7 protein-coding genes and 1 CRISPR repeat array (1 of these 8 running past the window's edge) are annotated in these 15,605 nt (G+C 46.3%); of the genes, 4 read left to right on the plus strand and 3 right to left on the minus strand.

The window, feature by feature from the left end; all coding sequences use genetic code 11:
• Nucleotides 1-8,503: direct repeats of the CRISPR family, unit length 37 nt; unit sequence GCCGGAAACAACCTAAAACCCTATCAGGGATTGAAAC (it extends 815 nt beyond the left edge of the window).
• Between the two features lie 19 nt (nt 8,504-8,522).
• The 3 genes from QUA10_RS29045 to QUA10_RS00940 all read left to right on the plus strand — a co-directional run bounded on the left by QUA10_RS29045 (nt 8,523) and on the right by QUA10_RS00940 (nt 11,447).
• On the plus strand, nt 8,523-8,813 hold the full coding sequence (locus QUA10_RS29045; protein ID WP_445243545.1) for a transposase: 291 nt from the start codon (nt 8,523-8,525) through the stop codon (nt 8,811-8,813).
• A gap of 115 nt (nt 8,814-8,928) precedes the next feature.
• Nucleotides 8,929-10,047 (plus strand): alkene reductase, encoded by a 1,119-nt coding sequence (locus QUA10_RS00935; protein ID WP_333080743.1) that lies wholly within the window; start codon nt 8,929-8,931, stop codon nt 10,045-10,047.
• Between the two features lie 392 nt (nt 10,048-10,439).
• The gene (locus QUA10_RS00940) at nt 10,440-11,447 is read left to right on the plus strand and encodes a protochlorophyllide reductase (protein WP_333080744.1); all 1,008 of its coding nucleotides are present in this window, start codon (nt 10,440-10,442) and stop codon (nt 11,445-11,447) included.
• A gap of 7 nt (nt 11,448-11,454) precedes the next feature.
• On the opposite strand, the gene QUA10_RS00945 is transcribed toward QUA10_RS00940, so the two are convergent.
• Nucleotides 11,455-12,054, minus strand: a complete 600-nt coding sequence (locus tag QUA10_RS00945) for a hypothetical protein (RefSeq protein ID WP_333080745.1) — start codon at nt 12,052-12,054, stop codon at nt 11,455-11,457.
• 26 nt (nt 12,055-12,080) lie between these two features.
• Here QUA10_RS00945 and QUA10_RS00950 point away from each other — a divergent pair, with 26 nt between their 5' ends.
• Entirely contained in the window at nt 12,081-14,246 is a 2,166-nt protein-coding gene (locus QUA10_RS00950; protein WP_333080746.1) for a ShlB/FhaC/HecB family hemolysin secretion/activation protein, read from the plus strand.
• An 84-nt stretch (nt 14,247-14,330) separates the two neighbouring features.
• Here the strand turns inward: QUA10_RS00950 and QUA10_RS00955 are convergent, their stop codons facing one another.
• The gene (locus QUA10_RS00955; RefSeq protein WP_333086137.1) at nt 14,331-14,462 is read right to left on the minus strand and encodes a hypothetical protein; all 132 of its coding nucleotides are present in this window, start codon (nt 14,460-14,462) and stop codon (nt 14,331-14,333) included.
• 42 nt (nt 14,463-14,504) lie between these two features.
• A complete protein-coding gene (locus tag QUA10_RS00960; RefSeq protein WP_333086138.1) occupies nt 14,505-15,245 on the minus strand; it encodes an ATP-dependent Clp protease proteolytic subunit in 741 nt (246 codons plus the stop codon).
• Nucleotides 15,246-15,605: the final 360 nt, after the last annotated feature.

Genomic DNA, 15,605 nt, shown 5'->3' on the forward strand with positions numbered 1-15,605 from the left:
GAAACAACCTAAAACCCTATCAGGGATTGAAACTAACGCCCGAATCGATGAAACAATTCAACAATCAAACGCCGGAAACAACCTAAAACCCTATCAGGGATTGAAACTACTCTAACTGAGCTCACGATCGGATTAGATGCAGCGCCGGAAACAACCTAAAACCCTATCAGGGATTGAAACATTAAACATTTATGCAATCTAGAGCTAGCTTTGCAGCCGGAAACAACCTAAAACCCTATCAGGGATTGAAACAGGCTGAACAGAACCGCAACAACCAAACTAAAAACAAAGCCGGAAACAACCTAAAACCCTATCAGGGATTGAAACGACAACAAAACACGCTCAACTATTGAAGTCCAACCGGCCGGAAACAACCTAAAACCCTATCAGGGATTGAAACGCAACCAACCAGTGCTCAGTGCAGTTGCGCCCATAAGCCGGAAACAACCTAAAACCCTATCAGGGATTGAAACAATTATTTTTCAAATCGAGTGTATTTTTTCTGAGTAAAGCCGGAAACAACCTAAAACCCTATCAGGGATTGAAACGATGCGCTGCAAGCGGAGGCAAACCATGAACCGCCGGAAACAACCTAAAACCCTATCAGGGATTGAAACCACAGAGCATCAGGATGCAATAAATCATCGTGGTCTAGGCCGGAAACAACCTAAAACCCTATCAGGGATTGAAACCACGTCGTAACGTTTGGCGGTATTTTCACAAAGTCGCCGGAAACAACCTAAAACCCTATCAGGGATTGAAACAAAAGTTCCACCGGGACCGAAACTAACGCGCACAGGCCGGAAACAACCTAAAACCCTATCAGGGATTGAAACGCCAGCATCGCCAAGCATTGAGCCAGCAGATTTTAAGCCGGAAACAACCTAAAACCCTATCAGGGATTGAAACTTCCTGCTGCGGAAATACCGGCGAGAAATTGGCCACGCCGGAAACAACCTAAAACCCTATCAGGGATTGAAACCTTGAGGTAAGTCGAGAAGCATAACAATATTGTTTGGGCCGGAAACAACCTAAAACCCTATCAGGGATTGAAACTACAGTTCAACCCATGCCGAGGGAGAGCGAATGATTCGCCGGAAACAACCTAAAACCCTATCAGGGATTGAAACAATATTTTTCCACTGCAAACCTATTGCTTCACTGGGAGCCGGAAACAACCTAAAACCCTATCAGGGATTGAAACGGATTCTTGCTCGGACTCTTGTTCAAGCTCGCGGGCCGGAAACAACCTAAAACCCTATCAGGGATTGAAACGAGCTAGAAACCTATAGGTCTCTAATTTTCTCTATAACGCCGGAAACAACCTAAAACCCTATCAGGGATTGAAACGTTGACTATTTCGCTGAAATTTCAGGCAAGCCAGTCACCAGAGCCGGAAACAACCTAAAACCCTATCAGGGATTGAAACTATTGTGGCATCATAATTATGAATCTTCGATAAATTTGCCGGAAACAACCTAAAACCCTATCAGGGATTGAAACAACCGGATTCTCTCAGGCTGCGGCCACCGCGACTGCTGCGGCCGGAAACAACCTAAAACCCTATCAGGGATTGAAACCCTGCAAATTCTTGCAAATATTTAGTCTGTTCTGCCGGAAACAACCTAAAACCCTATCAGGGATTGAAACAGTGCAAAAGAATTGCCAAGTGCGATCGCCTTTATGCCGGAAACAACCTAAAACCCTATCAGGGATTGAAACTTGCGGAACCCTAGGGTTCCGCCAAATATTTCCCGCCGGAAACAACCTAAAACCCTATCAGGGATTGAAACTTTGTGGAAGCCACGGAAAGCTACCTCGAAAGCCAGCCGGGCCGGAAACAACCTAAAACCCTATCAGGGATTGAAACAATACCGATTGGGCGCAATCTGACGCCTCAATCCTAGGCCGGAAACAACCTAAAACCCTATCAGGGATTGAAACTGCTCTGACAGGGAATTACGCTCGGCCCTCGGAATGAGCCGGAAACAACCTAAAACCCTATCAGGGATTGAAACGATCATGCTGACTGGATGCGCGACACGCTCAGGAAGCCGGAAACAACCTAAAACCCTATCAGGGATTGAAACAAATACTCAGCCACAAGTTACGGCGCGCATATATCAGCCGGAAACAACCTAAAACCCTATCAGGGATTGAAACGATGAATTGAATCAGCAAAAGATTAAGCCTTAAGCCGGAAACAACCTAAAACCCTATCAGGGATTGAAACTTGGTAATATTTGAGCCAAATGATAGGCATACCGCCTAGCCGGAAACAACCTAAAACCCTATCAGGGATTGAAACGGCATACAAGATATCGCCAAGCAAGATTTTTGAACCGGCCGGAAACAACCTAAAACCCTATCAGGGATTGAAACGGCGATCGCTCGGATCAGCTCCGATACGCTCGGTCGCGCCGGAAACAACCTAAAACCCTATCAGGGATTGAAACTTATTCCCAACCACAAGAAATATGATTGATAACTCTCGCCGGAAACAACCTAAAACCCTATCAGGGATTGAAACCGATTAACTCTTCTAATTCGGCATTCAAACGTTCGCGAGCCGGAAACAACCTAAAACCCTATCAGGGATTGAAACACATTAATCTGATCAACCAAAAAAGCAATTTTAAGCCGGAAACAACCTAAAACCCTATCAGGGATTGAAACTTTAACGGAAACAGCAGTACACTCAAGTTCAAGCGCCGGAAACAACCTAAAACCCTATCAGGGATTGAAACAAAATTTGGCAACCCAACTCACTTCGGGTTTTGTCGCCGGAAACAACCTAAAACCCTATCAGGGATTGAAACTAACTTGAACTTTAGAATGCCACCCTAGCAGGTCTTTGCGGTAACCCGCCGGAAACAACCTAAAACCCTATCAGGGATTGAAACAATGGCTTGAATCATGCCAATCGCATTAGCTACACGCCGGAAACAACCTAAAACCCTATCAGGGATTGAAACGCCGAAATTTTAATGTGTAAAAACCTCCCCTTTGCCGGAAACAACCTAAAACCCTATCAGGGATTGAAACAATACGAATAGAAGTGCCACGCCCCAGCCCAGTTAAGCCGGAAACAACCTAAAACCCTATCAGGGATTGAAACTTACTTTACCCAAATCCAAAAATGAAAAATATCGCCGGAAACAACCTAAAACCCTATCAGGGATTGAAACTCTCTGGGGAATTTGACAATGACGATGACTACTGGGCCGGAAACAACCTAAAACCCTATCAGGGATTGAAACAAAAACTAACCCCTTTATTGGGAGAACTAAGGTTAGCGCCGGAAACAACCTAAAACCCTATCAGGGATTGAAACCCACCACCTCATAAACCTGACAAAGCAGCCACACCTGCCGGAAACAACCTAAAACCCTATCAGGGATTGAAACTACGCCTTTTTCTACGCTTAACTTCTGCACTCGGGCCGGAAACAACCTAAAACCCTATCAGGGATTGAAACCGCTGCAAGTCCGGCACGAGTCCGGGAACTGCGATCGCGCCGGAAACAACCTAAAACCCTATCAGGGATTGAAACAGTAATTAATCTTCAAAAAGAGATTTTGAGGGACGGGGGCCGGAAACAACCTAAAACCCTATCAGGGATTGAAACCCTCCCAAAGCAGAATTTAGAAGCTTAGAGCGTGGGCCGGAAACAACCTAAAACCCTATCAGGGATTGAAACTCACAATACGAACTCACACTACGCCAAATCGCAATCCTGCCGGAAACAACCTAAAACCCTATCAGGGATTGAAACTTATCGTACCAGCAAGGTTCATCTTCATTCCCGAGCCGGAAACAACCTAAAACCCTATCAGGGATTGAAACGCATAATGTTAGTTTAGTGGGTTGATTTTTTAAAGCCGGAAACAACCTAAAACCCTATCAGGGATTGAAACTACCTCACCGCGTCTAGGTACATAAAATCTATCAAGCCGGAAACAACCTAAAACCCTATCAGGGATTGAAACTACACATTGCATCATTCGCGTGCCTTGGAAGTCTACTGCCGGAAACAACCTAAAACCCTATCAGGGATTGAAACCAATTAATTTCCGCTCTCGCGCTTCAAACTTCACGCCGGAAACAACCTAAAACCCTATCAGGGATTGAAACTTTTTAAGTCTTTTGTCGCCCGTAGGGGCAATGGCCGGAAACAACCTAAAACCCTATCAGGGATTGAAACGAAAGTAGCGATGGCAAGAAACTATTAGGGAAAGCCGGAAACAACCTAAAACCCTATCAGGGATTGAAACGAATTAACAGGAACCGACGAAGACATTGATATGCCGGAAACAACCTAAAACCCTATCAGGGATTGAAACCTTCAATGTTGGAGTCCATGATTTTGACTGACTAAGGCCGGAAACAACCTAAAACCCTATCAGGGATTGAAACATTGGCTATCAGCCAAAAGCAGCAGGCAATTGAATTGCCGGAAACAACCTAAAACCCTATCAGGGATTGAAACTATCTTCTTGTGTCACACAAGCCATACGCCGTAACGATTCTAGCCGGAAACAACCTAAAACCCTATCAGGGATTGAAACATTGCCAAAGAACCTATATTAGCATTTGCTCAAGGCCGGAAACAACCTAAAACCCTATCAGGGATTGAAACGAACAAAGCACTTGACTCTGCCTACAAACAAATAGAGCCGGAAACAACCTAAAACCCTATCAGGGATTGAAACAACTTTGTGAAAAGCGTTGGGAATAACGTAGATCCGCCGGAAACAACCTAAAACCCTATCAGGGATTGAAACTTCTTTCTAGAGCTTTTTTGGCTACGGCTTTATGCCGGAAACAACCTAAAACCCTATCAGGGATTGAAACAAATAAACCAAGCTGGGTGAATGCAGGGGTTGAGCGCCGGAAACAACCTAAAACCCTATCAGGGATTGAAACGCTTTTTGTGCGGCAGTTTCAGCGTTCTCTAAAGGCCGGAAACAACCTAAAACCCTATCAGGGATTGAAACAATTGCCCCTGATTCGATTTCGGCGGGTGCAGCAATGCCGGAAACAACCTAAAACCCTATCAGGGATTGAAACCAGGCACAGAGACCATTTGGGAAACTCGCTGCACGCCGGAAACAACCTAAAACCCTATCAGGGATTGAAACAACAATTTCAAGCTTTTACCGCAGACGATCATTTTGGCCGGAAACAACCTAAAACCCTATCAGGGATTGAAACAAATGCACACGGAGAAGGGCAGTTGCACGTTGAAGCCGGAAACAACCTAAAACCCTATCAGGGATTGAAACGGGCATTCAAGAAGTTACACCTATTTCTGGTACTTGCCGGAAACAACCTAAAACCCTATCAGGGATTGAAACATTAAAACAGCAACAATTGGCCACAAAGTAGCACCAATCGCCGGAAACAACCTAAAACCCTATCAGGGATTGAAACACAAATACTTATGGAAGAAGCAGGGCTTAACCAGAGCCGGAAACAACCTAAAACCCTATCAGGGATTGAAACTTCTCTCTTGCTCATTTGTGAATGTACTCTACTATGCCGGAAACAACCTAAAACCCTATCAGGGATTGAAACAGCAGGCGAAAATGAGGCTGAAAAAAAAAGTACCTTGAGCCGGAAACAACCTAAAACCCTATCAGGGATTGAAACCAACTTTGGGAACAGCTTTATTAGCTTGTTTTGAGCCGGAAACAACCTAAAACCCTATCAGGGATTGAAACTTTCAACTGTTGCACAAGTGTCTTTTACTGGAAATAAGCCGGAAACAACCTAAAACCCTATCAGGGATTGAAACTGAAGCTCCACCAATTTAAATTCTACGCTTACCCGCCGGAAACAACCTAAAACCCTATCAGGGATTGAAACCTGCTCGTGGTGATTTTGAGCGATCGCTTTTGGAGCCGGAAACAACCTAAAACCCTATCAGGGATTGAAACTACAGCACCCCCCCCTCCTGTCTACACTTGGTGTACTTACCAGCCGGAAACAACCTAAAACCCTATCAGGGATTGAAACTTCAGAAAGCGATCGCACTTTCGGGCATCGATACGCGCCGGAAACAACCTAAAACCCTATCAGGGATTGAAACATACCCGCGAATCAATCCAGATTTTTTGGCGGCACCGAGCAAGCCGGAAACAACCTAAAACCCTATCAGGGATTGAAACCTATTTACGACTGGGACAAAGGCAGAAAATGCCTAGCCGGAAACAACCTAAAACCCTATCAGGGATTGAAACTTCGGGATGCTGGCGGCTTACGGTCTGCGACCTCGCCGGAAACAACCTAAAACCCTATCAGGGATTGAAACGCGGTGGTAGATTCTTGAAGTGTGGAGCCTGACTCGCCGGAAACAACCTAAAACCCTATCAGGGATTGAAACGGATCGAGTTCTGCGGGATCAACGATCGGGGGTGGCCGGAAACAACCTAAAACCCTATCAGGGATTGAAACTGGATACGAATCCGAATTGTTGAGCATACGTAAAGCCGGAAACAACCTAAAACCCTATCAGGGATTGAAACTTTGTTGTTTTGGGCATATCGCCAATGTCGGGGGGTGCCGGAAACAACCTAAAACCCTATCAGGGATTGAAACTTAAAAGTCGCTGCAAGTCTTCGATCTCATTGACGCCGGAAACAACCTAAAACCCTATCAGGGATTGAAACCCAGAATCCAGGATTTTGGCTGGATGAAACAGATCCTCGCCGGAAACAACCTAAAACCCTATCAGGGATTGAAACCTTCTGCTTTGTTGTTTGCTTCTATGTAGATGGGCCGGAAACAACCTAAAACCCTATCAGGGATTGAAACACGCATTGAAGAGTGTTAAGCGGACTTAGAATCGTGCCGGAAACAACCTAAAACCCTATCAGGGATTGAAACACTGATATTCCTCCGATTGTCTAAATAGTTTTTGCGCCGGAAACAACCTAAAACCCTATCAGGGATTGAAACTCGGCTTAGAGAAAGCAGAAAACCGCGCTGCTGAGCCGGAAACAACCTAAAACCCTATCAGGGATTGAAACCCTTCTTCACACCAGCCGATAACCGTAGCAGCTACCGCCGGAAACAACCTAAAACCCTATCAGGGATTGAAACGACTCGCGACCAGTTTAGTTATTGGTGTGGCAATAAATCAAGCCGGAAACAACCTAAAACCCTATCAGGGATTGAAACTTGTGCCAACTGTAGATTATTAACGATTGCCTGCATGCCGGAAACAACCTAAAACCCTATCAGGGATTGAAACGATTACCTTTCCACATTGGAGTCATCGGCGACAGGCCGGAAACAACCTAAAACCCTATCAGGGATTGAAACATCACTCTCACCATTTGCATTACCGAAATTTACAGAACGCCGGAAACAACCTAAAACCCTATCAGGGATTGAAACAAAATCCACAGCCATAATTCCGCCGCTCATTGGACCGGCCGGAAACAACCTAAAACCCTATCAGGGATTGAAACACACCCTGGCCAATGGAGCAAATTTGAAAGAAAAGCCGGAAACAACCTAAAACCCTATCAGGGATTGAAACTGCCAAGCTTAAAAACGCCAAAACCAAAGCGGGGAAAGGCCGGAAACAACCTAAAACCCTATCAGGGATTGAAACAACGGCTTGATCTACTTGATGGAACACGAAGAAGCTTTCAAGGGCCGGAAACAACCTAAAACCCTATCAGGGATTGAAACGGACTGAACCCGCTGACGTGGCCTTTCGAGTACATGCCGGAAACAACCTAAAACCCTATCAGGGATTGAAACTCAGTGCCTCAAATTCCTCAGCCTTCGCCACCTTCGCCGGAAACAACCTAAAACCCTATCAGGGATTGAAACCCGTCAAGCTTGCTGGATAAGTACAATCCATCAGAGCCGGAAACAACCTAAAACCCTATCAGGGATTGAAACCGGAAGATTTTTAGAAACACTGCTGCACCCAGTTAGGCCGGAAACAACCTAAAACCCTATCAGGGATTGAAACGTTGATAAAAATCCTTTTTGCTCCCATCCCCATGCCGGAAACAACCTAAAACCCTATCAGGGATTGAAACAGGGTATCGCGCCGAAGTTGGCATAATTATTTAGGCCGGAAACAACCTAAAACCCTATCAGGGATTGAAACACGACTTCCCCAAGCCGTTGGATAAGAACGTTTGGAGGCCGGAAACAACCTAAAACCCTATCAGGGATTGAAACTTAGCAACTGTTGGAGTAAATTGAAAGTCGATAAAGCCGGAAACAACCTAAAACCCTATCAGGGATTGAAACCCAGCAAAAACTTACAGAGTCCCCAAGCCAATAATCGCCGGAAACAACCTAAAACCCTATCAGGGATTGAAACCACTCAGTACCATAAACACCTAGGAACATCGAATGCCGGAAACAACCTAAAACCCTATCAGGGATTGAAACTTTTACAAGGCTCGGATGATGCTATTTATAACTACGTTATATAAAGCCGGAAACAACCTAAAACCCTATCAGGGATGGAAACCTCCCAGCTATCCATCTTGATGCCAACAGCGGTACGGACAAAACTGGAAAAACCCTATCAGGGATGGAAACCTCCCAGCTATCCATCTCCTTACTCATCTCTTGGGCTAGCAACAAGTTTACTTCCAACACTTGTCACAGCACAGGTGGTGGTCATAGATAATCTCACATTTGATAAAAGTGGTCGGATTCAGGAATTGATTCAAACAGCAGGGTGTAGACTATTATATTTACCGCCATACTCTCCAGAGTTTAACAAAATTGAACAAAGAAGAGTCTTGGCTAAAAAGTCAAATTCGCAAACATCTTGATGAGTTTGATTGCTTACATTTTGGCCACCCTTGGATGTATTGCACCTGGGAACCTAACACGGGCAGTTGCTATATGTGATTTCCCAGATTATTCAGTTGAAAAAATACCAAAATTATGACCAATCAAACAACTTCTCCACTCCTACTCAGTCCCTTCAAAATCGGAGATTTACCCTTAAAAAATCGGGTAGTCATGGCACCACTAACGAGAGCCAGAGCCGGTGAAGCGCGGATGCCCAACGCCTTGATGGCAGAGTATTACACTCAGCGAGCCTCCGCTGGATTAATCATTACAGAAGCCACAGTCGTTTCTACTCAAGCTAATGGTTGGCTCAATACGCCCGGTATTTATTCAGACGAGCAAGGCGAAGCTTGGAAACAAGTTGTGACTGCGGTTCATGCCCACCAAACGCCGATTTTCATGCAGCTTTGGCACTGCGGACGAGCTTCCCACAGCAGTTTTCATCAAAACAATCAATTGCCAGTTGCAGCCTCTGCCATCAAAATAAACGGAGAAGGCATTCATACCCCTGTGGGCAAACAACCCTATGAAACCCCCCGCGCTCTAGAAACCGATGAAATCTCCCTGGTTGTAGAAGATTATCGCAAGGCGGCCGAACGAGCCAAAATGGCAGGTTTTGACGGTGTAGAAATTCACGCGGCAAACGGCTATCTCATTGACACATTCCTGCAAACCAAAACCAATCACCGCACTGATTCCTATGGCGGCACAGTTGAAAATCGCTACCGTTTTCTCAAGGAAATTGTCGAGGCGATTATCACAGTATTTCCGGCAAACAAAGTGGGAGTTAGACTTTCTCCCAACGGTGTTTTCAATGATATGGGTTCTCCCAGTTATCGCGAAGATTTTCTGTATTTCGCAGGGCAGTTAAATGCCTATGATTTAGCTTACCTTCACTTGGTGGACGGTTTGGCTTTTGGCTTTCATGAATTGGGAACGCCGATGATGATAGGAGAGTTTCGCGATGTGTTTGCAGGGCCGCTCGTCGGCAACTGCGGATATACTCAAGAACAGGCTGAAACGGCCCTGAGCAGCCAAGTTGCGGATTTAATTGCTTTTGGTCGGGATTTTATCAGCAATCCTGACTTGGTAGAGCGTTTTACTAATGGTTGGCCACTCAATCCGCCTGCTGAAGTCGGCGTCTGGTATTCTTTTGGATCTGAAGGTTATATCGATTTCCCTACCTATCAGGAACCAGCAGCTATTTCTTAGTTAATTTGGTTGGGGCGGGTTTATCAATAAATACCGAGTATGTGCATCATAGATAATGGTGAACCCGCCCCTAAAAGATTTATGGTTAATTTCTCAAAAGAAAAGTCGGATTTGGAGCCATATTTAATTTTCATCGCCCGTTGAGAGCAAGCATCTCCTACTTATAAAAACACTTCTTCTGCCTCCTGCCTCCTGCTTTCTGCCTTCTGCCTCCTGCCTCGTAGTCTCCTGCCTCCAATTTTGGGCTTGGCTGCAAAAGTGAGAGACTCCCAGTTGAGATCGAGAACGTTTCCCCATATCCTAATAACCATAGGGTACTTCCAAACATCCAAGCTGCTAGCTCAGCGTTTGAGTGCCTGAAAATAATCAATAGCGGAAGCGCTTTTAACAAGATGGCACAAAATCACAAATCAACGGTTATCATCACCGGCGCTTCCTCCGGCGTCGGTTTGTACGGCGCGAAAGCTCTCGCAGACAAGGGATGGCACGTAGTCATGGCCTGTCGGGACGTGCGAAAAGCCGGAGACGCCGCCCGCGAGTTGGGCATACCTGAAGGCAGTTTCTCCATCATGGAGATTGACTTGGGCGATTTGGAGAGCGTGCGCCGGTTTGCTCGCGCATTTAAGGCCAGCGGCAGGCCTCTGGACGCTTTGGTGTGTAACGCGGCCATTTATATGCCTTTGATTAAGGAACCGCTGCGGAGCCCGGAGGGTTATGAGTTGACGATGACTACCAATCACCTGGGTCATTTCCTGCTGTGCAACCTGATGATGGAAAATATGAAGCCTTCCTATTATTCCGATGCGAGAATCGTGATTTTGGGAACCGTGACTCACAATCCAGACGAGTTGGGCGGGAAGATTCCGCCGCGCCCGGATTTGGGCAAGTTTGAGGGTTTTGAAGCGGGTTTCAAAGACCCGATTTCGATGGCTGACGGCAAGAAGTTTGAACCGGTCAAGGCTTACAAAGATAGCAAAGTTTGCAACGTGCTGACGATGCGGGAATTGCACCGCCGCTTTCACGAATCCACGGGGATTACTTTCACTTCGCTGTATCCGGGATGCGTTGCGGATACGCCGCTGTTCCGCAACCACTATCCTTTGTTTCAGAAGCTGTTCCCGCTGTTTCAGAAGAATATCACCGGCGGTTATGTGTCGCAGGAGTTGGCGGGGGAAAGGCTGGCGATGGTGGTTGCTGATCCCGAATACAAGCAATCTGGGGCTTATTGGAGTTGGGGGAACCGCCAGAAAAAAGATGGTAAGTCTTTTGTGCAAAAGGTTTCTCCCCAGGCCCGCGATGATGAAAAAGGCGAGCGGATGTGGGAGTTGAGTGCTAAGTTGGTGGGATTGACTGACGGGGCTCAAATGGGTGCTGCGGCTAGTGCGGGCCGCTCTGCATAATTTAAAGTTACAAATCCCCTTTATTAGGCTTGGCAGTTGAAACGGCGTCTACGCACAGGATGTGGGTAGACGCGGACTCAATAATAAAGGGGGTATTAAAGTCGGATTTGGTATGATGCACCAAAATCAAAGAAACCGGGTTTTTTAGTGGCTCTGCAGGCTGTAACTCATATCTTGCACTATTATTAATAACAGGCAAGATGCCTGTTTCATAAGAAAATTCATCTCTTGTGGAACAGGCATCTTGCCTGTTCCTAAAAAGATTATTGAGAAGGGTGCCATATCTCAGTTGTAGCGAGTCTTTTCGGACACAACCCGGTTTCTGGTTTACCCTGGCGTGCAGGAGTGTTCTGGTCGCTGCGTTAGCATGAAAGCGTAGGTTTTGCAACAAAAAAATTTGGTTTTTTTTACCGTTTACCATCGACTTACACGATATTTTTTCGGATAAGAACCCGGTTGGTGTGTAAGTCTTGGGAAATGAACAGCCGTCGATCGACCTTTTGGTTTGTAGCGTCGCCGAAACTGTTAGCTGCGACGGCTGTTTCGTTTTTTTGCTGTTAAGATTGATTTTTACTTGAGGGTGCTCTATTGCGGAAAATATTTTCACCCAATTATTCGAGATAATTAGATTCTATGGCTTGTCGCTCGCAAAAACTATTTTTATTCGCTGGCTTTTTTGGGTTAGTTTTGTTGGCAAAACCAGCGAAAACATCCGCTAGCACCGTTGAAATTTTGACCTCAAATGTTGAGGATTTGGCAGCAGTCAGCAGCGGAGGCGATCGAGCATTAGCCCCCAACGATACCACTTTTGACAAAGGCGAAGACTTGCCGATAAAAGACGAGGAAACGCAGTTACCCACAGAGTCAGAACGATCGGTGGCGGCGGAAACTCCCGACTTACCGCCGTCTGCGGCAAATTCAGTCGATGTGACATCTTACAGCATTCTCAAGAACAGGCAAGATGCCTGTTCCACAGGGAGTGAGTTTTCTTGTGGGGTGGGCATCCTGCCCGCCCGTAAAAGGCTTATTGACAATGGTGCAACGTCTCAGACCGATCGCACTTTCAGCACAAAAACTCAAGAAACCGAGCTTTTTAACTCAGATCAAAAGCTAGAAGAAAATATTGACCGACAAAAAATTGATTTGGGTATCGATCGAGCCTCGCATCTGGCCCAACTGCCCAACCCAATTCTGCCGCGAGAACCCGAATTACCAGCTCCTGAGCCGCCGCAACCGCCTGCGCCGTCTCCCCTCCAACCCACCCAGCCAACGCCCGTTGAAAGCGAAATTAGACCAGGTATTCCAGGTACAATTAAGGTCGCTGGCTTTGAATTTGAGGGCAACACAGCTTTTAGCGATCGCGAACTCGCAGAAGTTACACAACAGTTTGCGGGCCGGGAAATCACCTTTGCCGAACTGATCGCAGCCGAAGCAGCCGTCACTCAAAAATATGTAGCGGCAGGATACCTCAATTCCGGCGCTGTAATTCTCGCCAACCAAAGCTTTCCGAGAGACGGAGGTGTGGTGAAAATTCGGATTGTAGAAGGCGGATTAGATGAAATTGTGATTACAGGAAACAGGCGCTTAAATTCCAATTACGTGCGATCGCGCCTTGAGCGCGCCACCAGACGCCCTCTGAATCGCGATCGTCTGCTAGAAGCCTTGCAATTGCTGCAACTCGACCCCTTAATTGCCAATATTTCTGCCGAATTGCAAGCCGGAAGCCGCCCGGAAAACAGCCGTTTAGAAGTGCGGGTAAAAGAAGCAGACAGCTTTAACGGTGAAGTGTTCGCAGACAACAACCGATCGCCCAGCGTCGGCAGTTTTCGGCGCGGTGTTCGCATCAATCAAGCAAATTTGCTCGGTTTGGGCGACGGATTAGAGGTATCTTATGCTAACACCGACGGCAGCAATGAATTCAACGGCAGCTACACAGTCCCCGTCAACGCGCGCAACGGCACGATTGGGTTCGCTGCGAGTGCTGCTAGCACCAACATCATCGAGGAACCGTTTGATGCTGCTGAAATTGAGGGGAAATCGCGGACTTACGAGTTAACTTACCGCCAGCCGATTGTCGAAAAGCCCGATCGCACTTTGGCTTTGGGACTGAGTTTTTCGCGACAAGAAAGCGATACATTCCTGTCAGGGGAACGATTTGCGCTTTCGGCGGGAGCAAACGATCGTGGCGAAACGCGGGTTTCGGCTGTGCGTTTTTTTCAAGAATACGTGCAGCGGAGTTCCAACCAAGTGTTCGCGGCGCGATCGCAATTCTCCCTCGGCACTAATTTGTTCGGCGCTACTGCGAACGATAGCGGGCCCGACAGCCGCTTTTTGGCGTGGCGCGGACAAGCCCAGTACGTGCGGCTGCTAGCGCCAGAAACCTTGCTGATAGTGCGTTCCGATATTCAATTAGCCGATCGCCCTCTGCTTTCCCTCGAACAAATTGGGATCGGTGGCGTTCAAAGCGTGCGCGGATACCGCCAAGATTTGCTGTTAACTGATAGCGGTGCGATCGCATCTGCTGAAGTGCGAATTCCGGTTTGGCGTGTCCCGGAAGTCCAAGGATTGTTGCAAGTCGCTCCGTTTATCGATTTTGGGGTAGGGTGGAACCAGTCGGAGGAAAAGGCGAATCCTGAGTCGGATAAACTGCTGGGTGCGGGTTTGGGGCTGGTTTGGCAGATGGGCGATCGGTTGAATGTGCGTTTAGACTACGGTATTCCTTTGATCAATGCTCGATCGGGCGATCGAACTTTGCAGGAAAAAGGCTTATACTTTCGGATTAATTACTTTGCTTTCTAAATTTTAAGTTGGGTTGAGTGCGATCGAACCCTACGGTTCGCTTCGCCCAACACTTTCATCTTTAGCGCTGACCGTCAAATTTTATTAAGTGGCGGCCTCGATCGCACGATTAAGCTGTGGGATGTCGCAACCGGATGTTGTATTAGGACGTTGATGGGCGATCGGCTGTATGAAGGCATGAATATTCAAGGTATAACGGAATTGACGAACGCTCAAAAAGCTACATTGAAAGTGTTAGGGGCTTTGAGCTGAGTGAGACTATGTTTGACAGCTTAAAGGTAGTTTATCTACTACTTTATCAATAATCCCATACGCCTTAGCTTCCTGGGCAGACATGAAAAAATCTTGAGCGGTATCGACTAGGATTCGCTGCAAGGGTTGACCAGTAAGATTTGCTAATAGCTGAGTGAGTTGTCTTTTCAAATGGAGAATTTCTTTTTCCTGATTTTTAATATCTCTGGCCTGCCCCTGAACAGCTGCAAAAGGTTGATGAATCATAATTCGCGAGTGACGTAAGGCAAAACGTTTTCCCTTTGTACCTCCAGCCAACAGTAGACTTCCCATAGAAGCCGACAGACCCATACCGACTGTTACAACATCGGAGCGAAGGGATTGCATAGTATCATATATAGCCATACCCGATGCTACTGAACCCCCAGGGGAATTTATGTATAGATAAATATCTTTTCCTGGTGCTTGAGAATCTAGGTAAAGCAATTGAGCTACAACCGTCCTTGCCAAATCATCATTTATAGGTTGACTAATGATTACAATCCTTTTCTTAAGTAGTCCCTCAATAGTTTTATTATCCGAATTACAGATAGCTCTGTTTGTAGTAGAGGTATTTGGAGCCTGAGCTAGTTCTAAACTTATTTCACCCCGCTTTAAAATATCACCCATAGCTCTATCAGGATTGAAAACAATAACAATACCCGTAAAAATGGGAGAGGAAAATAAAAGAAAGTATCTAAAATGCTTCTTCTTAATTAAGCTGCTCATAGTCCAAAACCTTTTGAAATTATCAACGTTGAGTCCATCCCAGTCATTTTTTAGCCATAACAGTTGACTATTTTGTGTATTCTTGCAGTTTTTGGAATCTCTTGTGCCTGCTAATTCATTGGAATAATGCAGCCTAACGCCCAAGCTCACCCGCACCTGGAAGCGCCAGAGTGAGGCACGAACGGCGGCGCTGTAGGGTGTCGGTGTGCAGCGCCTTGTTGTGGCGTTGTCTTTTGATAATATGCGCTTAGCTGCCCTTGAGCAAAAGCTTTCTATGAACCATTAGACCTCTTGCAAAAGTCATTCTGAAAGGTTAAGTTCATAGTTATAGATACCTGCAATCAGGTTGAAGCGTAAACC

The organism is Microcoleus sp. Pol8_D6, from assembly GCF_036700965.1.
Taxonomy (GTDB): domain Bacteria; phylum Cyanobacteriota; class Cyanobacteriia; order Cyanobacteriales; family Microcoleaceae; genus Microcoleus.